Origin of the sequence: Sphingomonas sp. DC1600-2, from assembly GCF_049897605.1 — a bacterium.
In the GTDB taxonomy this organism is placed as follows: Bacteria; Pseudomonadota; Alphaproteobacteria; order Sphingomonadales; family Sphingomonadaceae; genus Sphingomonas.
Genome location: NZ_JAFCWO010000007.1, coordinates 33,390 through 49,797 on the forward strand (window position 1 = coordinate 33,390; position 16,408 = coordinate 49,797).

The window sequence follows — 16,408 nt, forward strand, 5'->3', positions numbered from 1 at the left end:
TATGACCTGGCACACTTGGTGGTTGTTCGCAGGCGCGGTGTTTCTGCTGTCGGGGACACCGGGTCCGAACATGCTCCACATCCTTTCGCGCAGCGTCGAAATGGGGATGGCGCGCAGCGTAGCGGCGATGACGGGATGCCTCACGGCGGTTGTGGCGGTGCTTTCGGCATCGGCGGCAGGCCTCACCACGCTGCTGCTCGCGCTGCCGGGTGCGTTCGAGGTGCTGCGTTATGCAGGCGTCGCCTATCTCATCTATCTCGGCATCAAGGCGTGGCGGACCGAGGTTGCTCCGCTGGACGTCGGGGATGGGACGCTCCCGCCCATAGTCTCGCTCGCAGGGCTATTTCGCGGCGGCTTTGCCATCGGCATCAGCAATCCCAAGCTGATCCTGTTTGCGGCGGCCTTTCTGCCGCAGTTCGTAACCCCGACGCAGCCACAGGTTCCGCAATTCGCGATTCTGGTGGCGACTTTCGCGGTCGTGGAGTCGTTCTGGTATGGCGTTTACGCGCTCGGCGGGCGGTCCCTGTCGCGCTATCTTGGTCGCCCGGCGATCAAGCGCGCCTTCAATTGCCTGACCGGCGTGATCTTCGTCGGTTTCGGGCTGGCGTTGCTGAAAACGAAGCCGTCCTGATCTACTCGGCTTGCTGCTCGGTTGCATAACGCGCCGCTGTCTCCTGGATCAGGGCGATCATGTTGGGAATACCCTGGGTGCGGTTGGAGCTGAGTTGCTTGCTCAGGTCGAATGGGGCGAGCGCTTGCGCAATGTTCGTTGCCAGGATTCTGGCGGGCGGCTGGTCCTGCACCGTCAGCAGGACGAGCGCGATGATGCCCTTGGTGATTGCCGCGTTCGAATCCGCCAGGAAATGCAGCGTGCCGTCGCCCTGCACCGTCGGATAGACCCAAACCGAAGCCGAACAGCCACGCACCAGGGTGGCGTCGGTCTTGAGCGGATCCGGCATCGCTTCCAACTCCCGGCCAAGGTCGATCAGCAGACGGTAACGGTCATCCGCTTCGAGGAAGCTGTATTCGGATTCGAGATCGGCGAGGCTTTGCATAATTGGGCTATAGTCTCGCGCAATCGGGTTCGTCACCTCTTCCTTCCCCCCCGGGACAGGCCCGGGGGCTGAGGTCAAAGATCCACGCCCGCAGCAATCGCTTCCAGCTTGCGGATGCGTTCCTTCAGATCGGCGATTTCGATGCGCGCGCTGGCATTGGGCAGCGTCGGCCCGGCATTGGGCTCGGCAAAGGCGTGGAGCTGCTGGTGCTTGAAGGCGAGCCACCCGCGCCAGCCGGTCAGCGCCGTGCCGCTCAGGATGGCGATGCCGGCGAGCCCGGCGGTGGCCATGGTGACGTAGAAGGTCGGGTCGGTCATCATCCCTACTCCTGGAAAGACGGTCATTATGGGCGGTCGCGGAGCTTCTCGATCTCGCGATCGAGGCGGGCGCCGCTGTCATTGTTGTCGGTGGCGAGGCGTTCGAGGACGGCGAGCCGGTCCTTCATCGCCTTGAGTTCATCGCGCAGGCGCTGGTTCTCGGCCTGGTTGGCGGTATCGTCGCTAAAGTGGACATTCGCGCCATGTTTGGTGCGGACCACGCCGTAGCGCGCCCGCAGGACCTTGCCGATGGTGATGACGACGATGATCGCGACGACCATTTCAAACGGGTTCATGGCAGAAACTCCCTGTTTCTCTTGAGTGGCGGAAGCCTCAGCCTGCGCTGGTAGAGGTTTCGCGAAGGCGGCGGCGGCGCGGGCGGTCGATGCTTTCGGTCGCCCAGCAACATCCCGCCGTGATGACGGCGAGCACGGTGAAGAAGATGATCATGATAGCCTCGGGTCAGATTGAGGGGAGGGAAGGGGCGCGGTCAGTTGAGCGGTGTATCGCGGAGCTGTTCGATCTCGTGTGAGAGATCGACACCGCGGTCAGTGATGATGCGTTCCAGCACGCGGACGCGCTGTTCGAGCCGTTCGGTCTGCGCGGCATATTGCTTGCGCGGCCTTTTCGGCGACCATCGTGGCTTCAAGCTGCATCCGGCGCTCCTTGTGAGCGAGCCAGGGGCGGACGATCGTACCGCCGATCACAGCGACGAGGCCAACGCAGATCCCGAGGATCGGGATGAGAAAGACGAACTGAAAGCCCATAGCGGTATCCTCGGTTGGAGCGGCGGGATCAGTTGGTTTCGATCAGCGCAGCGCGTCGATTTCGCGCGAGACACGCTCGGCGGGGTCGGTGGCGATGCGCTCGAGGACGGCGAGGCGCTCCTCCAGTCGGCTGATCTGGCCGTGCAGCTTCTCATTTTCCGCCACCAGCAACTCGGTCTGGCGGGTGGTGGTGAGGTCGCCGTCCCGGCCGACCAACTGGCCCTTCTTGGTCTCGATCGGATAGCCGTGCTTGGCGCGGACCCAGTTGTTGAAGACCCAGGCGATCGGGCCGATGGTGATCGCCGCGATCGGGACGAGAAGTCCGAGAGAATTGCTCATTGTCATTACCCCTGTTTGACGACGCCCGGATCAGATCAGCGCAGGCTGTCGATCTCGTCGGCGAGGCGGCTGTTGCGGCTGGTGTACATCATCTCGATGTCGGCCAGGCGGCGGTCGATGTCGCGGAACTTGCTGCGGACTTCGGCGGTCGAGCGGGTCGGGTTGGTGCGCACGCCCTGCCAGAACTTCGCATCCTCGGCGCTGTCATAGAGGCCGACCGGCTTCTTTTCGGCAACGCAGGCGATGATGATGTAAGCGAGCAGTGTCCATCCGCTGGTGGCGAAGGTCAGCAGGGCGGTGCCCACGCGGACCCAGGTGACGTCGATGCCGGTGTAATCGGCGATCCCCGAGCAGACGCCCAGCCATTTGCTGTTCTGTTTGTCGAGGTAGAATTTGGTGCGGCTGGCGGACATTTCAGTTCCTCCGGGTGATGTCGTAATTGGGCGGTGTCGGCTCGGCGAGCGGCATGCTCGCGCGCCATTCGGGGTGGTCGGCGGCGATGATGCGTTCGACCGTGCCAAGGCGATCTTCGAGGCGGCGAGCGAGCGAGTAGAGCTCATCGAGCAGCTTCTCGTCTTCATTGGTGATCTTGGGGGCCTGCCGCCATTTGGTGACATAGTGCAGGATCACCCAGGGCATGCCGATGAAGAGCGTGCCGCAGACGGCGATGGGGACCAGAATGTCTTCCATCTCAGACGTCCTTGCCGAAGCGGGCCTTCATCGCGGCGAGTTCGGCTTCCACCTTGTCGCTGGATTTGAGCTCGGCGATTTCCTCCTCGAGCGTCTTGGGCGGCTGGCCCATACCCATCACATCGGCGCGGCCTTCGGCCAGATCGACGCGGCGTTCCATGATCTCGAAGCGGCTGAACGCGTCCTGGATCTTGGGACCGGCATACATTTCGCGCAGTTTGAAGCGATTTTGCGCGCTTTCGAGCCGCGTCGCGATCGAATTCTGGCGGGTGCGCGCTTCGCGGAGCTTGCCGGTGAGCTTGGCAATGTCCTCTTCCGACGAATGCAGCGCTTCGTCGAGTACGGCGATCTCGCGGCCGAGTTGCTCGGCCATGTCGGCGGCCTTCTGCTTTTCGACCAGAGCGGCCTTGGCGAGGTCCTCGCGACCCTTGGACAGCGCCAGCTCGGCCTTCTCGGTCCAGCTCTCCTGCAAGCTGCCGAGCTTGCTGATGTGGCGGCGCATTTCCTTCTGGTCGGCGATGGTGCGCGCGGCGGAGGCGCGAACTTCGACCAGCGTTTCCTCCATCTCCAGGATGATCATGCGGATCATCTTGGCGGGGTCTTCGGCCTTGTCGAGCAGGTCGGTGAAGTTGGCGGCGACGATGTCGCGGGTTCGGCTGAAGATGCCCATGATGTTACTCCTTCGGGGGGTATTCGCTGCGAGAATGAACTGCCGGGGTGGGCGGTGAAAGCCCGGCCCCGGCATCGCTTTACCCGTGGGGCTGGGCGGCGATCTGGGTGGGGGCGGCGGTGGCGGGGCCAACGGTGCCGACCAGGGCGACCGATCCGATCAGAACCGTCGCGACCAGGGCGACGAGGATCTGGGGGAGGGAGGTGCCTGCTTTATATTCGCTGTCCATTGTGTGTCTCCTGAACCGTAAATTGTGGTGCCCGGTGGGGCGATGCCAATAGCTCTGCAGGGACCGTGCCAGTTTTAGAAATGGCGGATTTCCGCGCCTTTCTGCAAGATGAACGAAAATCCTGCTTGCCAAGCCTTGGGAAATTACGCCAAGCCTTGGGAATGGAGCGGACAACCCACGTTATCGGCCAATCGGGCGCCTTTCTGGATGCGCTGGAACTCGCCAGCCGCGCCGCGGCGCTCGACCGCCCGGTGCTGGTGATCGGCGAGCGCGGCACCGGCAAGGAGTTGGTCGCTGAGCGTTTGCACCGCCTGAGCCCACGCTGGGACCAGCCGCTGGTCATCATGAATTGCGCGGCGTTGCCCGAGACGCTGATCGAGGCGGAACTGTTCGGCCATGAAGCGGGCGCCTTTACCGGTGCGACCAAGGCGCGGGCAGGGCGGTTCGAAGAGGCGCATCGCGGCACGCTGTTCCTCGACGAGCTCGGCACACTGTCGATGGCGGCGCAGGACCGGCTGCTGCGCGCGGTCGAATATGGCGAGGTCACGCGCATCGGATCGTCTCGGCCGATGCGCGTCGATGTGCGGATCGTCGCGGCGACCAACGAACATTTGCCCGACAAGGTCGCGCGGCATCAGTTCCGCGCCGATCTGCTCGACCGGCTAAGTTTTGAGGTGGTGACGCTGCCGCCGCTGCGTGCGCGCGTCGGCGACGTGCTGGTGCTGGCCGAGCATTTCGGGCGGCGCATGGCCTCCGAACTCGGGCGCGAGGATTGGCCGGGCTTCACCAAGGCGGCGCAGGCGGCTTTGGTCGCCTATCAATGGCCGGGCAATGTCCGCGAATTGCGCAACGTGGTGGAGCGTGCGGTGTATCGCTGGGACGAGGACAGCCCGATCGATGCGATTCAGTTCGACCCGTTCCAGTCGCCGCATCGCCCGCCGACGGTGCAGCCCCCGGCCGAGCCCGTGTCCGATACCCCACCACCCGCTGCGCCGCAGCCTCCAAGTAACCCGGACACGCCGATGGATTACAAGGCACGGCTGGCGCGGTTCGAGCGCGAAATGCTGCAATCGGCCCTGGCCGAGAATCGCTTTAACCAGCGTGCGACTGCCGACGCGCTGGGGCTCAGTTACGACCAGCTCCGCCACGCGCTGAAGCGCCACGGATTGATTTCAGGTGCGAATGCGGAATCGGTTGCGTAACGAGCCGCGCGGACCCATTTGCCGGGCCTGACGTTAGCGTCTCGCGAGCTTTTCAAGGAGAAGACCCATGGCTTTCGAACTTCCCCCATTGCCCTACGCTTATGATGCGCTGGAGCCGACCATCAGCGAAGAGACGATGAAGTATCACCACGACAAGCATCACGCGGCGTATACCGCGAAGCTGAACGAGGGTGTTGCGGCCGATCCGAAGCTTGAAGGCAAGACGATCGAAGAGATTTTCGACATCATCTCGACGCTGCCGCCGCTGGTGCGCAACAATGGTGGTGGCTTCTGGAACCATGATTTCTTCTGGAAGATCATGGCCCCGGCCGGCACCACCCAGCCGTCGGGCGCGCTCGCCGAGGCGATCGAAGCCTATGGCGGCCTCGACAAGCTCAAGGAAGATTTCAACGGCAAGGGTGCGGGCCAGTTCGGTTCGGGCTGGGCGTGGGTGATCAAGGATGCGAGCGGCGCGCTGAAGGTCGTATCGACCCCCAATCAGGACAATCCGCTGATGGACGATGCCAAGGACAAGGGCACGCCGATCCTCGCCAATGACGTGTGGGAACACGCCTATTACCTGACCTACAAGAACGATCGCCCCGGCTATCTGAAGGCGTGGTGGAATGTGGTAAACTGGGACGAAGCGGGCAAGCGGTTCGACGCCGCCTGAATCGCACGTTTCGGATGATGCGATTGCACAATATGCAATCGTAAAATCGTATATTGCAGTTGCGCAAGTGTCTGCTGCACTGCACAAAGAAGGTGCCTTTCAGGCATCCTCTCCTAAAACTTTCCCGGCCGGTCGCGAGACCGGCCTTTTTTTTGTTTGAGCGCCTGCTATACTCGTTCGTGCTGTCGTAGCGCCGTATCAGAACAAAAACGCGGAAGAGGTAGGCCGCCGGAAAGACCGGCACCGGCGACACGATCGTGCGGGGGATTGAGCAGGGTCTGCTCTCCCCCGCGATTGGCACGCCTAACGGCGGTTGCAATTATTCCTGTGGCGGGATTGGTGGTTCGCTGTTCACGCTAAAGCCGTGCTTCATCAGCATCGGCACGTTCGCAAATGCAAAAATCAGCGTCAGCGGAATGACGCCCCACAGCTTGAAACCAAGCCAGAAGGTGTAGCTGAATTCGTGCCGGACGACTTCGTTGAGCACGGCGAGGAACGCGAAAAAGATCGCCCAGTTGATCGTCAGCTTCCGCCAGCCGGTCTCGGTCAGGCCCGGATAGGCGGCCTCAAGGAACAGACTCAGCAATGGTCGCCCGGTTACCAGTCCGAACACGAGGATCGCCGACAGCATCGCATAGATCACGGTCGGCTTGATCTGGATGAAATCCTTATTGTGGAAATACAGCGTCAGCCCGCCGAACACGAGCACCAGCGTGCCGGTCAGCCAAAGCATCGGCGAGATGCGTCCGGCGCGGACCAGGGAATAAATCATGGCGGCGATGCTCGCGATCATGAAGGCTGCGGTGCCGGCGATCAGTTTGACCATGTCCAGCCCTGGCGTCAGGAAATTGACGAGGAAGAAGATCGCGATCGGGCCAATGTCGATGGCGAGGCGCTGGCCCGCGCCGAGCGGGGCTTTTTTGATGGGGGTGGCGGTCATTTGCGGACCCCTTCCACGCCCGCGATGATCCGCGCAACTTCATTCGCATCGAACGGGCGCAGATCGCCCATGCCTTCGCCCACGCCGATCGCGTGGATCGGCAGGCCGTATTTCTCCGCCGCCGCCACCAGCATGCCGCCGCGCGCGGTGCCGTCGAGCTTGGTCATGACGAGGCCGGTGACCCCGGCGCTTTCCTTGAACACTTCGATTTGGTTGAGCGCATTCTGCCCGGTGGTGGCGTCGAGCACGAGCAGCACGTCATGTGGGGAATCGACGTTGAGGCGGCCGAGCACGCGGCGGATCTTGGACAGTTCGTCCATCAGCTCGCGCTTGTTCTGCAGGCGACCGGCGGTGTCGACGATCAGCACGTCGATGCCGGTGGCGGTGGCTTGCTTGACCGCTTCATAAACGATCCCCGCCGCATCGCCGCCTTCCTTGCCGCTGATGATCGGCACGCCCGCGCGCTCGGCCCAGGTGGCGAGCTGGCCGATCGCGGCGGCGCGGAAGGTGTCGCCCGCCGCTAGCATGACGCCATAATCCTGCTCCTTCAGCCAATGCGCGAGCTTGGCGATGGTCGTCGTCTTGCCCGAGCCGTTGACCCCGATGACGAGGATGACGTGCGGACGCGGGAAGCCGGTGATCTCGAGCGGCGTGGCGACGGTATCGAGCACCTTCTCGATTTCCTCGGCGACGACCAGGCGAATGCCCAGTTCTTCCATGCCGCGCTCGAAGGTGCCCACGGACAAGCGCTGGCGGATGCGGGCGGCGGTTTCGGGGCCGAGATCGGAGGCGATCAGCGCTTCCTCGATCTCGTCGAGCGTTGCTTTGTCGAGTGGCCCGGTGCCGAGTCCGGCAAGGTTGCCGATCAGCCGATCCGAGGTGCGTTTGAATCCGCCGAGGAGTTTTTCGTGCCAGGATGTCATGCGGGGATTCCGGTGAGGGTTTTGCCGTCGGTGGCGAGGATATGGATGGCGGATATATTTCCGGCCGTTCGTGCAGCCCCCTCTACCGTTCGTGCTGAGCTTGTCGAAGCACTGCTCGCTGCGGAGAACGCGGCTTGTGGTGAAGCCTGCCCTTCGACAGGCTCAGGGCGAACGGGGGGGAGGGGGAAGCGCACCTCGGCAAAGCCGGGCGTATGCCCGCGATCGCCGGGCCGTTCGACCAGAACGTCTTGCTTCCTGCCGACCAAAGTCTGCAGCCACGCCGCCTTGCGCTGCGCGCCTGCCTCGCGCAGCAGCGCCGCCCGGGCCTTGCGGACCGGCACCGGCACGGCGGGCATACGTGCCGCAGGTGTGCCGTCGCGCTCGGAATAGGGAAAAATATGCGCGTGGACGATGTCGCAATCGTCGATCAACGCCAGCGTCTCGGCGAACAGCGCATCATCCTCGGTCGGGAAACCCGCGATCAGATCGGCCCCGATCGCAATGTCGGGCCGCGCGGCCTTCAACCGCTCGACCAGCCCGACGCTTTGCGCGCGACTATGGCGGCGCTTCATCCGCTTCAGGATCAGGTCGCTGCCCGCCTGGAGCGAGAGGTGGACATGCGGCATCATCCGCTTTTCCTGCGTCAGCAGCGCGAACAGCCGGTCGTCGATCTCGATCCCGTCGAGCGACGACAGCCGCAGCCGTTCGAGCGCGGGGACACGGTGCAGGATGCGCTCGACCAATTGCCCGAGCGTGGGCGCACCGGGCAAATCGGGACCATAGCTGGTGAGGTCGATTCCGGTCAGCACCACTTCGCGATGCCCTGCCTCGGCCAAAGCGGCGATGCGATCGATCGCAGCTCCGGCGGGGACCGAGCGGCTGTTGCCGCGCCCCTGGGGGATCACGCAGAAGGTGCAGCGATGGTCGCAGCCATTCTGCACCTCGACAAAGGCGCGGGCGTGCGCGCTGAAGGCGGGGGCGAGGTGGGGTGCGGTTTCGCGGACCCGTGCAATATCGCCGACCAGCACCGGTTCTGGCGCGGCCCAGGCGTCTCCTGAAAGCTTTTCGGCATTGCCGAGCACACGGTCGACCTCGGGCATCGCAGCAAAGGCGGTAGGGTCGATCTGCGCCGCGCACCCGGTGACGACGATCTCGGCACCCGGTCGGTCGGCGCGGGCGCGGCGGATCGCTTTGCGCGTTTCGGCAACGGCGGTATTGGTGACCGCGCAACTGTTGATGACGACCAGGTCCCGCCCAGCCGTGAGCGCGCGGATCGCTTCGCTCTCGGCGATGTTCAGGCGGCAGCCAAGGCTGATGATCTGGGGACCGGGCATTGCGGGCGATCTAGGAGCGGATGCGGGCGAAGTCCATGCACCGCCCCGCTCGACGATGGTGACAACGTCAGCTCGCCCGGCGGTGTTCCTCTGCCGGTTGGAAGGCCGGATCGGTCGTCACCACCTGCAACAGCCGCCGCTCGGCCAACAGCCGCCGGGTAACGGCGATGCTGGTCGGACGGCCGTAGAAATACCCCTGGCCCTTGGCGCAGCCCAGCGCGCGCAGCCGTTCCTCGATGCTCGCATCCTCTATGCCCTCGGCGGTGATCGGCAGGTTGAGGCTCTCGCCCAGCCGCGTGATTGCGGTGACGATCGCCGCGCTTTCGCTATTCTCGTTGATCGACATGATGAAGCTCTTGTCGATCTTGATCTGGTCGAAGGGCAGCGCGCGCAGATGCGCGAGCGAGGAATAGCCCGTGCCGAAATCATCAAGTGCGAGGCGCACGCCCTGGTTCTTGAGGCTCCCCACGATCGATTGCGCCAGCGCGAGGTTATGAAACAATGACGTCTCGGTGATCTCGATTTCCAGCCGACTGGCCGGGAAGCCGGTTTCGGTCAGCACCTTGATGATCTTCTGTGCGAGCCACGCATCCTTCAACTGCCACGGCGAAATGTTCACCGACAGCGACAGGCTGGCGTCCCAGTCCTTGGCGGCGAGGAAGGCCTGGCGCATCACCGACAGCGACAGATCGGCGATCATGCCGGTTTCCTCGGCAATCGGGATAAAGGCGTCGGGGCCGATCAGCCCGCGCGTCGGATGGTCCCAGCGCGCCAGCACTTCGAAACCGCTCAGTCGTCCGGTCGCCAGGTGAATCTGCTGCTCGAAATAGGGCACGATTTCAGCGCGCGGGATGGCGCTGCGCAGGCCCACTTCCAGATCGTTGCGGACCTGCAACTCGCGCTCCATCGACTGGTCGAACCAGGCGAAGCGATTGCGCCCGGAATTCTTGGCCGAATACATCGCGATGTCGGCGGCGCGCATCAGCGCATCGATGCTGGTGCAATCGAAGTCCGAACGCGCGATGCCCACCGATACCGAGATGTGCAGCTGCAATCCGCCGGCCTGGAACGGCTGCGCCAGACGGCTGACGAGCTTTTCGGCGATGCGTTCGACGGTGGATGGGTCGGTGGGGTCGAATAGGAAGGCGCAGGCGAATTCGTCGCCGCCGAAGCGCGCGGTCAGCGCAACGCTGGGCATCGCTTCGGCAATTTGCACGGCGACTTGCTGAAGGAGGGCATCGCCCGTTGCGTGGCCGTGCATGTCGTTGACGGTCTTGAAATGGTCGAGGTCGAGCATCAGCAACGCCATCGCTTTATGGCGGGCCTGTGCCCGGACGAACATGGCCGCCCCTTCCTCGGCCAGGCTGCGGCGGTTGAGGAAGCCCGTCAGCGGATCCTTGGAGGCGAGCAATTGCGCACGTTCCTCAGCAGCGGTCCGTATCGCCACTTCATGCGCCAACTCGCGGTGGCGACGCCACCCGAACAGGATCAGCGCGACGTTGAGCAGCAAGGCGATGACGAGTGTCTGGTCGGGGCCGGGGCCATCGTTGAAATAGCGTTGGATCGTCGACGATAGCGCTGCACTGCCGGTGCCGACGAACAACAGAATCGCCGCCACCGTGATCGCGCCGTTCAAGATGTCGTGGCGTTCGGCGGGCACCCGTGTGCCCTGCTCGCTCGTTTCGCCAACCCTCGACTCGGCCATCATGCTGTCTTTCGCCCCAACGCTTTCCCGGTTCGTGTCCATCCCACGCTACCCGTGTAGATCGTGTTAAGCCGGATGGTTGCGCAATTGCTTGTGTTGCGGTAGGGGCAACCTCAATCGCTCCTGTTCAGGTGCGTGAAGGCTGCCCCACGGGGCTACGCCGGCCGACGAGGTTTCGTCCGCCGGCGTTCTTTGCGTTACTGGGCAAAAGCGACTTTTGAGAAGGGTTTTTTCGGATGTTCGAGAGCCTGAGCGACCGTCTTGGCGGTGTGTTCGATCGGTTGCGGGGGCGCGGTGCGCTGACCGACGCCGACGTGCGCGCAGCGATGCGCGAAGTGCGCGTGGCCTTGCTCGAAGCCGACGTCGCTTTGCCGGTGGCGCGCGATTTCGTCGATAAGGTCACCGAACAGGCGGTCGGCCAGAACGTGCTGCGCTCGGTCACACCCGGCCAGCAAGTCGTCAAGATCGTCAACGACGCGCTGGTCGAGATGCTCGGGTCCGAAGCGTCGGAGCTCGAACTCGATGTGACGCCGCCCGCGATCGTGATGATGGTCGGTCTGCAAGGCTCGGGCAAGACGACGACGACCGCGAAGATCGCGCTGCGGCTCGCCAAGAAGCAAGGCAAGAAGGTGTTGATGGCGTCGCTCGACGTCAATCGCCCGAATGCGCAGGAGCAGTTGGCGGTGCTCGGCACGCAGGCCGACGTTTCGACCCTGCCGATCGTCGCCGGGCAGCAGCCGGTCGACATCGCCCGGCGTGCGCTGCAGGCGGCGAAGCTGCAGGGCTATGACGTGCTGATGCTCGACACGGCAGGGCGTCTGCATGTCGACCAGGCGCTGATGGACGAAATGCGCGCGGTCGCCGAAGTGACCAAGCCGACCGAAATCCTGCTCGTGGTCGATGCGCTGACCGGGCAGGATGCGGTCAACGTCGCCAAGAACTTCTCCGATCAGGTCGCGCTGACCGGTGTCGTGCTGACCCGCATGGATGGCGATGCGCGCGGCGGTGCGGCGCTGTCGATGCGCGCCGTCACCGGCAAGCCGATCAAGTTTGCCGGCATGGGCGAAAAGCTCGATGCGCTGGAAGCGTTCGACCCCAAGCGCGTTGCCGGGCGGATCCTCGGCATGGGCGACGTGGTCGGCCTGGTCGAGCGTGCGGCCGAAGCGATCCAGGTCGAAGATGCCGAGAAGATGGCGGCCAAGCTCGCCAAGGGCTTGTTCGACATGGACGATCTGCGCGCGCAGCTTGCGCAGATGCAGCGCATGGGCGGCATCGGCGCGCTGGCGGGTATGATCCCCGGCATGAAGAAGGCGCAGGCGCAAGTCGACCAGGTCGGCGGCGAAAAGGTGCTGGTGCGGATGGACGCGATCATCACCTCGATGACGCCGAAGGAGCGCCGCAAGCCGGAACTGCTCAACGCCAAGCGCAAGATCCGTATCGCCAAGGGCTCCGGCACCACGGTGCAGGACGTCAACAAGCTCATCAAGATGCATCAGGAAATGGCGAATGCCATGAAGAAGATCAAAAAGATGGGCGGCTTGGCCGGCATGGCCAAGATGTTCGGCGGTGGCGGCGGTCTTGGTGGGCTGGGCGGTGCGCTGGGCGGCGGGATCGATCCGGCGAAGATGCTCAGCGGCGGCGGTGGTGGCCTTCCTGGCCTCGGCGGCGGCCAGACCAAGCTTCCTCCCGGCTTCGAGAATTTGCTCAAGAAGAAATAAGTTTAACCCAATCAACGTATTAAAAGAAGAAGGTACAGAAAATGGCAGTCAGCATTCGTCTCTCGCGCGGTGGTTCCAAGAAGCGCCCTTACTATCGCATCGTCGTTGCCGATGCGCGCAACCCGCGCGACGGCAAGTTCATCGAGAAAATCGGCACCTACAACCCACTGCTCGCCAAGGACGACGAGAAGCGCATCGTGCTCGACACCGAGCGTGCGAACTATTGGCTGGGCGTCGGCGCGCAGCCGACCGACCGCGTTGCGCGTTTCCTCGACGTGACCGGCGTGCGCGAGCGTGCAGCCCGCAACAACCCGAACAAGGGCAAGCCCGGCGAAAAGGCGACCGAGCGCCTGGAAGAGCGCCAGAAGAAGCTGGACGATGCCGAGGCCGCCAAGGTCGCCGCTGCTGCCGCTGAGGAAGAGGCCAAGGCCGCTGCCGCAGCTGCTGAAGCCGAAGCTGTCATGGCCGCTGAGGTAGAAGCCGCAACCGAAACCCCGACCCCGGAAGCCGAAGCCGTCGCCGAAGCGACCGCTGAAGAAACCCCGGCGAACGGCTGATGCGACCCGATTCCCCCGTCACGCTTGCCGTCATCATCGGCGCGCATGGTGTGACGGGGGAAGTCCGTCTCAAGGTCTTTACCGAGGACCTGAGCAGCTATAAGGTTTTCAACGGCGGCGCACTGACGCTGAAGTCGGTGCGCCATGGCAGCAATGGCGCGATCGCCCGCATTGCTGAGGTGACCGACCGCAACGCCGCCGAGGCATTGCGCGGCACCGAACTGACCGTACCGCGCTCGGCATTGCCGCCGCTGGAGCCGGGCGAATATTATCATGCCGATCTGCTCGGCTTGCCCGTCGTCTCGCTGGAAGGTGAGGCGCTGGGGCAGGTCGTCGCGATCGATGATTTCGGCGCGGGCGATGTGATTGAAGTCGAACGGCCCGACAAGAAGCGCTTCATGGTGCCGATGAACGCCGACGCCGTACCCGATTGGAGTGCGGAGCGCCTCGTCGTTGACACTGCCTTCGTGGTTTAGTATATACGTAACGTGTATACGGAGGCTGCGATGCCGGACGACGAATATAAGGGTACCACATTCAAGTCGGGCAATTCGGTCGCGTTGCGGCTGCCCAAGGGGATGGGCATTCCCGAAGGCACCGAAGTGCGTATGGTCAAGGAGGCGCCGATGTCGTTTCGCGTAGAACCCGTCGACGCGCCCCGGCGGACGATCGACATTAGCGGTTTCGCGGGCAAGGCACCCGGCGCACGCTTAATTCCGCATGGCGATTTCGACGAGCGGCCCAGCACGATCGCAAAGCGGCTTGCAGCGCGCGACGCGTGACGCGCTATCTCATCGATGCCGACATGGCGATCTACACGATGTCGGAGCGATTTTCGGCAGTGAACGATCGCCTGGCGGCGTGCTTCCCGGGCGAGGTGGCGATCTCCGCGATCAGTTTCGCGGAGATCGCCGTCGGCACCTTCGTTGGAAAGCCGCCGTCACCGGAAGTCCTGGCGAGTTTTGTCGCGGTGATCCCGATTCTTTCCTTCGACGACGCTGCGGCGCGCGAATATGCGCGGCTGCCCTTCAAACGCGCCCGTTTCGACCGTTTGCTCGCCGCGCATGCGCTGAGCCTGCGCGCGACCATCGTCACCAATAACGAAGCCGATTTCGCCGATGTGCCGGGCCTGCGCGTCGAGAACTGGTCGGTCAGCGCCTGATCGGGCGGCGTTCGTCGAGCAGGTTGCGAATGGTGGTGGCCGCGACGCCAGCTTCGCCCATGGCATGGCTGATTTGATCGAGCCCTTTCACCACATCGCCCGCGGCGAACAAGCCCGGGATCGAGGTGCGTTGATGATCGTCGACTTCGAGGCAGCCATCGGCGGTCGCCCGCGCGCCGGCCGCAACGGCGAGGCTGCAGCGGATCGTCGACCCCAGTGCCGGATAGACGCTGTCGAAGCGTAGCGCACCGCCCGGCGTGGTGACCTCGATCGCGTCCCCGGCAATGCGGATTGGTGTGCAGGGGCCATCGACATGAACGATGCCAGCGTCTTCCAGTTTGGCGCGGCAGGTCGCGTCGAGCTCATGCGCGGCACCGGGCGCAATCAAGGTCACGTCGCTGGTGAAGCCGCGCAGGAACAGCGCTTCCTTCATCCCGTGGTCGCCAGTGCCGATCACGCCGACGCGCTTGTCGGTGACTTCATAGCCGTCGCAGATCGGGCAATAGCGCAGCAGCCCGCGCGCCAGCGCTTCGTCATGCACATCCCCCGCCATGTCCGGTCGGTGGTTGACCACGCCGGTAGCCAGCAGGACCGAGCGGGCCGGATACCGGTGATCGCCCACGCGCACGTCGAACGTGTCGCCCGTCGGAACGATTTCGGTGACTTCCGCCTGTTCGCGCGTCGCGCCGAATTCCTCGGCTTGCTCCAGCATCAAGCGCAGTAACTCGGTGCCTTTCACCCCGCCGGGATAACCGGCATGGTTGTGCGTGCGCGGGATCAGCGCGGCTCGGCTGCTGCCGCAATCGAACATGCGGATGCGCAAATGGAACCGCGCGAGATAGATGGCGGCGGTGAGCCCGGCCGGGCCAGCGCCGATGATGATGCAGTCGTCCACGCGTCTTGCCTTTCGGAGGCGGGCGGGGGAAGGAGCCCAATGCCGTTCGCCGCCACCGTCTTAACGCTTTACCCCGACATGTTTCCCGGGCCGCTTGGCATTTCTCTTGCCGGTCGCGCGCTGGCCGAGGGGCGCTGGAGCCTCGACGCGCGCAACATCCGCGATTTCGCCACCGACAAGCACAGCACCGTCGACGGAACGCCCGCGGGTGGCGGGGCGGGGATGGTGTTGCGCGCCGATGTGCTGGCGGCGGCAATCGACAGCGTGCCCGCTGGCCTTCCGCTGCTCGCCATGACGCCGCGCGGCGCCCCGCTTACCCAGGCGCGCGTGCGTAGCCTGGCGGAAGGGCCGGGCGTCACCATCCTGTGTGGCCGCTTCGAGGGGTTTGACGAACGCATCTTCGCCGCGCGCGACATCGAGGAAGTGTCGATCGGGGATTACATTCTTTCGGGCGGCGAGATGGGGGCGCTGGTGCTGCTCGACGCTTGCATTCGGCTGCTCCCCGGCGTAATGGGCGCGGCTTATAGCGGCGTGGACGAGAGCTTCGAAACGGGGCTTCTCGAATATCCGCAATATACCCGACCATTTGAATGGGAAGGGCGCACGATCCCCGAAGTGTTGCGATCGGGGGATCATGCGAGGATTTCGGCATGGCGAAAGTCGATGGCCGAGACCGAAACACGGCTAAGGCGGCCGGACCTGTGGGAGCGCCATGAGGGTGCTCGGGTCCAGTCGCCCTCTGGCGCGCGACAGACAGACAAGGACGCATGAGATGAATCTCATCCAGACGATCGAAGCCGAGAACATTGCCAAGTTTCTCGAGACCAAGAAGATCCCCGAATTCCGCCCTGGCGATACGCTGAAGGTCGGCGTGAAGGTGGTCGAAGGCGAGCGCACCCGCGTTCAGAATTATGAAGGCGTGTGCATCGCGCGTTCCAACAAGGGCATGGGCTCGAACTTCACCGTGCGGAAGATTTCGTTCGGTGAAGGCGTAGAGCGCGTTTTCCCGCTCTATTCGCCCAACGTCGACAGCATCGAAGTCGTCCGCAAGGGCGCAGTGCGTCGTGCGAAGCTCTATTATCTGCGTGGTCGTACCGGCAAGTCGGCACGTATCGCCGAGCGCCGCGACACCCGTCCGGCCAAGGGCGGCGCTGCCGAGTAATCGGACGGCTGGCCGTGAGGCTAACAGGAGGGCGCGGGGGCTTTGGTCCCCGTGCCCTTTTTGTTTGTGC

Annotated in this window: 23 protein-coding genes and 1 pseudogene; 10 read left to right on the forward strand and 14 right to left on the reverse strand. The window is 64.0% G+C overall.

Features of this window, described 5'->3' with window-relative positions; translation table 11 throughout:
• Position 1 precedes the first annotated feature (1 nt).
• Complete coding sequence (locus tag ACP7BL_RS13310; protein WP_126846274.1) at positions 2-631, forward strand: LysE family translocator; 630 nt, start codon at positions 2-4, stop codon at positions 629-631.
• Position 632: 1 nt separating this feature from the next.
• On the opposite strand, the gene ACP7BL_RS13315 is transcribed toward ACP7BL_RS13310, so the two are convergent.
• The 9 genes and pseudogenes from ACP7BL_RS13315 to ACP7BL_RS13355 all read right to left on the reverse strand — a co-directional run bounded on the left by ACP7BL_RS13315 (position 633) and on the right by ACP7BL_RS13355 (position 4,067).
• A complete protein-coding gene (locus ACP7BL_RS13315; protein WP_081988609.1) occupies positions 633-1,055 on the reverse strand; it encodes a SufE family protein in 423 nt (140 codons plus the stop codon).
• A 74-nt stretch (positions 1,056-1,129) separates the two neighbouring features.
• Positions 1,130-1,372 carry a hypothetical protein gene (locus ACP7BL_RS13320; RefSeq protein WP_426258559.1) on the reverse strand — a complete coding sequence of 81 codons (243 nt, stop codon included), beginning with the start codon at positions 1,370-1,372 and terminating at the stop codon, positions 1,130-1,132.
• A 26-nt stretch (positions 1,373-1,398) separates the two neighbouring features.
• Entirely contained in the window at positions 1,399-1,668 is a 270-nt protein-coding gene (locus ACP7BL_RS13325) for a hypothetical protein (RefSeq protein WP_426258560.1), read from the reverse strand.
• A gap of 194 nt (positions 1,669-1,862) precedes the next feature.
• Positions 1,863-2,139, reverse strand: a pseudogene (locus ACP7BL_RS13330) (hypothetical protein).
• A 42-nt stretch (positions 2,140-2,181) separates the two neighbouring features.
• Entirely contained in the window at positions 2,182-2,478 is a 297-nt protein-coding gene (locus ACP7BL_RS13335; protein ID WP_426258561.1) for a hypothetical protein, read from the reverse strand.
• Between the two features lie 35 nt (positions 2,479-2,513).
• A complete protein-coding gene (gene pspC, locus ACP7BL_RS13340; protein ID WP_426258562.1) occupies positions 2,514-2,891 on the reverse strand; it encodes an envelope stress response membrane protein PspC in 378 nt (125 codons plus the stop codon).
• A gap of 1 nt (position 2,892) precedes the next feature.
• On the reverse strand, positions 2,893-3,168 hold the full coding sequence (pspB, locus tag ACP7BL_RS13345; RefSeq protein WP_339528127.1) for an envelope stress response membrane protein PspB: 276 nt from the start codon (positions 3,166-3,168) through the stop codon (positions 2,893-2,895).
• 1 nt (position 3,169) lies between these two features.
• On the reverse strand, positions 3,170-3,838 hold the full coding sequence (gene pspA / locus ACP7BL_RS13350) for a phage shock protein PspA (protein ID WP_426258563.1): 669 nt from the start codon (positions 3,836-3,838) through the stop codon (positions 3,170-3,172).
• 79 nt (positions 3,839-3,917) lie between these two features.
• A complete protein-coding gene (locus tag ACP7BL_RS13355; RefSeq protein WP_426258564.1) occupies positions 3,918-4,067 on the reverse strand; it encodes a hypothetical protein in 150 nt (49 codons plus the stop codon).
• 161 nt (positions 4,068-4,228) lie between these two features.
• Between ACP7BL_RS13355 and pspF the strand changes: the two genes are divergently transcribed.
• On the forward strand, positions 4,229-5,269 hold the full coding sequence (gene pspF / locus ACP7BL_RS13360) for a phage shock protein operon transcriptional activator (RefSeq protein WP_033963802.1): 1,041 nt from the start codon (positions 4,229-4,231) through the stop codon (positions 5,267-5,269).
• A gap of 67 nt (positions 5,270-5,336) precedes the next feature.
• On the forward strand, positions 5,337-5,942 hold the full coding sequence (locus tag ACP7BL_RS13365; RefSeq protein ID WP_033963803.1) for a superoxide dismutase: 606 nt from the start codon (positions 5,337-5,339) through the stop codon (positions 5,940-5,942).
• Between the two features lie 319 nt (positions 5,943-6,261).
• On the opposite strand, the gene ACP7BL_RS13370 is transcribed toward ACP7BL_RS13365, so the two are convergent.
• The 4 genes from ACP7BL_RS13370 to ACP7BL_RS13385 all read right to left on the reverse strand — a co-directional run bounded on the left by ACP7BL_RS13370 (position 6,262) and on the right by ACP7BL_RS13385 (position 10,847).
• Positions 6,262-6,882 (reverse strand): inner membrane-spanning protein YciB, encoded by a 621-nt coding sequence (locus tag ACP7BL_RS13370; RefSeq protein ID WP_126846287.1) that lies wholly within the window; start codon positions 6,880-6,882, stop codon positions 6,262-6,264.
• Positions 6,879-7,805, reverse strand: coding sequence for a signal recognition particle-docking protein FtsY (gene ftsY, locus ACP7BL_RS13375; protein ID WP_033963804.1), 927 nt, complete (start codon positions 7,803-7,805; stop codon positions 6,879-6,881). Before ftsY ends, ACP7BL_RS13370 begins: the two co-directional genes overlap by 4 nt.
• The gene (gene mtaB, locus ACP7BL_RS13380) at positions 7,802-9,139 is read right to left on the reverse strand and encodes a tRNA (N(6)-L-threonylcarbamoyladenosine(37)-C(2))-methylthiotransferase MtaB (RefSeq protein ID WP_426258565.1); all 1,338 of its coding nucleotides are present in this window, start codon (positions 9,137-9,139) and stop codon (positions 7,802-7,804) included. The genes ftsY and mtaB overlap by 4 nt, the downstream gene beginning before the upstream one ends.
• A 67-nt stretch (positions 9,140-9,206) precedes the next feature.
• On the reverse strand, positions 9,207-10,847 hold the full coding sequence (locus ACP7BL_RS13385) for a putative bifunctional diguanylate cyclase/phosphodiesterase (RefSeq protein ID WP_033963865.1): 1,641 nt from the start codon (positions 10,845-10,847) through the stop codon (positions 9,207-9,209).
• A 233-nt stretch (positions 10,848-11,080) separates the two neighbouring features.
• Here ACP7BL_RS13385 and ffh point away from each other — a divergent pair, with 233 nt between their 5' ends.
• Genes ffh through ACP7BL_RS13410 form a run of 5 tightly spaced genes read left to right on the forward strand, consistent with a single transcriptional unit; the run spans position 11,081 to position 14,281 of the window.
• The gene (gene ffh / locus ACP7BL_RS13390) at positions 11,081-12,562 is read left to right on the forward strand and encodes a signal recognition particle protein (RefSeq protein ID WP_426258566.1); all 1,482 of its coding nucleotides are present in this window, start codon (positions 11,081-11,083) and stop codon (positions 12,560-12,562) included.
• A 41-nt stretch (positions 12,563-12,603) separates the two neighbouring features.
• Positions 12,604-13,119, forward strand: coding sequence for a 30S ribosomal protein S16 (rpsP, locus tag ACP7BL_RS13395; RefSeq protein ID WP_010402889.1), 516 nt, complete (start codon positions 12,604-12,606; stop codon positions 13,117-13,119).
• Complete coding sequence (gene rimM / locus ACP7BL_RS13400; RefSeq protein ID WP_426258567.1) at positions 13,119-13,595, forward strand: ribosome maturation factor RimM; 477 nt, start codon at positions 13,119-13,121, stop codon at positions 13,593-13,595. Before rpsP ends, rimM begins: the two co-directional genes overlap by 1 nt.
• 30 nt (positions 13,596-13,625) lie before the next feature.
• Positions 13,626-13,901: an AbrB/MazE/SpoVT family DNA-binding domain-containing protein gene (locus ACP7BL_RS13405; RefSeq protein ID WP_033963866.1), complete on the forward strand. Its 276-nt coding sequence runs from the start codon at positions 13,626-13,628 to the stop codon at positions 13,899-13,901.
• On the forward strand, positions 13,898-14,281 hold the full coding sequence (locus ACP7BL_RS13410; RefSeq protein ID WP_426258568.1) for a type II toxin-antitoxin system VapC family toxin: 384 nt from the start codon (positions 13,898-13,900) through the stop codon (positions 14,279-14,281). Before ACP7BL_RS13405 ends, ACP7BL_RS13410 begins: the two co-directional genes overlap by 4 nt.
• Here ACP7BL_RS13410 and ACP7BL_RS13415 read toward each other — a convergent pair.
• The gene (locus ACP7BL_RS13415; RefSeq protein WP_426258569.1) at positions 14,271-15,176 is read right to left on the reverse strand and encodes an NAD(P)/FAD-dependent oxidoreductase; all 906 of its coding nucleotides are present in this window, start codon (positions 15,174-15,176) and stop codon (positions 14,271-14,273) included. The genes ACP7BL_RS13410 and ACP7BL_RS13415 overlap by 11 nt on opposite strands.
• 39 nt (positions 15,177-15,215) lie before the next feature.
• Between ACP7BL_RS13415 and trmD the strand changes: the two genes are divergently transcribed.
• The gene (gene trmD, locus ACP7BL_RS13420; protein WP_033963810.1) at positions 15,216-15,947 is read left to right on the forward strand and encodes a tRNA (guanosine(37)-N1)-methyltransferase TrmD; all 732 of its coding nucleotides are present in this window, start codon (positions 15,216-15,218) and stop codon (positions 15,945-15,947) included.
• 1 nt (position 15,948) lies between these two features.
• Positions 15,949-16,338, forward strand: a complete 390-nt coding sequence (rplS, locus tag ACP7BL_RS13425) for a 50S ribosomal protein L19 (protein WP_010402880.1) — start codon at positions 15,949-15,951, stop codon at positions 16,336-16,338.
• The last annotated feature ends 70 nt before the right edge of the window (positions 16,339-16,408 follow it).

Bases quoted from the DNA above. Each gene is read 5' to 3' on its own strand.
- rplS (WP_010402880.1), top strand. From the start codon at position 15,949: ATGAATCTCATCCAGACGATCGAAGCCGAGAACATTGCCAAGTTTCTC.
- rimM (WP_426258567.1), top strand. From the start codon at position 13,119: ATGCGACCCGATTCCCCCGTCACGCTTGCCGTCATCATCGGCGCGCAT.
- pspA (WP_426258563.1), bottom strand. From the start codon at position 3,838: ATGGGCATCTTCAGCCGAACCCGCGACATCGTCGCCGCCAACTTCACC.
- pspC (WP_426258562.1), bottom strand. From the start codon at position 2,891: ATGTCCGCCAGCCGCACCAAATTCTACCTCGACAAACAGAACAGCAAA.
- ACP7BL_RS13385 (WP_033963865.1), bottom strand. From the start codon at position 10,847: ATGATGGCCGAGTCGAGGGTTGGCGAAACGAGCGAGCAGGGCACACGG.
- ACP7BL_RS13310 (WP_126846274.1), top strand. From the start codon at position 2: ATGACCTGGCACACTTGGTGGTTGTTCGCAGGCGCGGTGTTTCTGCTG.
- mtaB (WP_426258565.1), bottom strand. From the start codon at position 9,139: ATGCCCGGTCCCCAGATCATCAGCCTTGGCTGCCGCCTGAACATCGCC.
- ACP7BL_RS13325 (WP_426258560.1), bottom strand. From the start codon at position 1,668: ATGAACCCGTTTGAAATGGTCGTCGCGATCATCGTCGTCATCACCATC.
- ACP7BL_RS13320 (WP_426258559.1), bottom strand. From the start codon at position 1,372: ATGACCGACCCGACCTTCTACGTCACCATGGCCACCGCCGGGCTCGCC.
- ACP7BL_RS13355 (WP_426258564.1), bottom strand. From the start codon at position 4,067: ATGGACAGCGAATATAAAGCAGGCACCTCCCTCCCCCAGATCCTCGTC.
- ACP7BL_RS13370 (WP_126846287.1), bottom strand. From the start codon at position 6,882: ATGACCGCCACCCCCATCAAAAAAGCCCCGCTCGGCGCGGGCCAGCGC.
- pspF (WP_033963802.1), top strand. From the start codon at position 4,229: ATGGAGCGGACAACCCACGTTATCGGCCAATCGGGCGCCTTTCTGGAT.
- ACP7BL_RS13315 (WP_081988609.1), bottom strand. From the start codon at position 1,055: ATGCAAAGCCTCGCCGATCTCGAATCCGAATACAGCTTCCTCGAAGCG.
- pspB (WP_339528127.1), bottom strand. From the start codon at position 3,168: ATGGAAGACATTCTGGTCCCCATCGCCGTCTGCGGCACGCTCTTCATC.
- ACP7BL_RS13405 (WP_033963866.1), top strand. From the start codon at position 13,626: ATGCCGGACGACGAATATAAGGGTACCACATTCAAGTCGGGCAATTCG.
- rpsP (WP_010402889.1), top strand. From the start codon at position 12,604: ATGGCAGTCAGCATTCGTCTCTCGCGCGGTGGTTCCAAGAAGCGCCCT.
- ACP7BL_RS13335 (WP_426258561.1), bottom strand. From the start codon at position 2,478: ATGAGCAATTCTCTCGGACTTCTCGTCCCGATCGCGGCGATCACCATC.
- ACP7BL_RS13365 (WP_033963803.1), top strand. From the start codon at position 5,337: ATGGCTTTCGAACTTCCCCCATTGCCCTACGCTTATGATGCGCTGGAG.
- trmD (WP_033963810.1), top strand. From the start codon at position 15,216: ATGCCGTTCGCCGCCACCGTCTTAACGCTTTACCCCGACATGTTTCCC.
- ffh (WP_426258566.1), top strand. From the start codon at position 11,081: ATGTTCGAGAGCCTGAGCGACCGTCTTGGCGGTGTGTTCGATCGGTTG.
- ftsY (WP_033963804.1), bottom strand. From the start codon at position 7,805: ATGACATCCTGGCACGAAAAACTCCTCGGCGGATTCAAACGCACCTCG.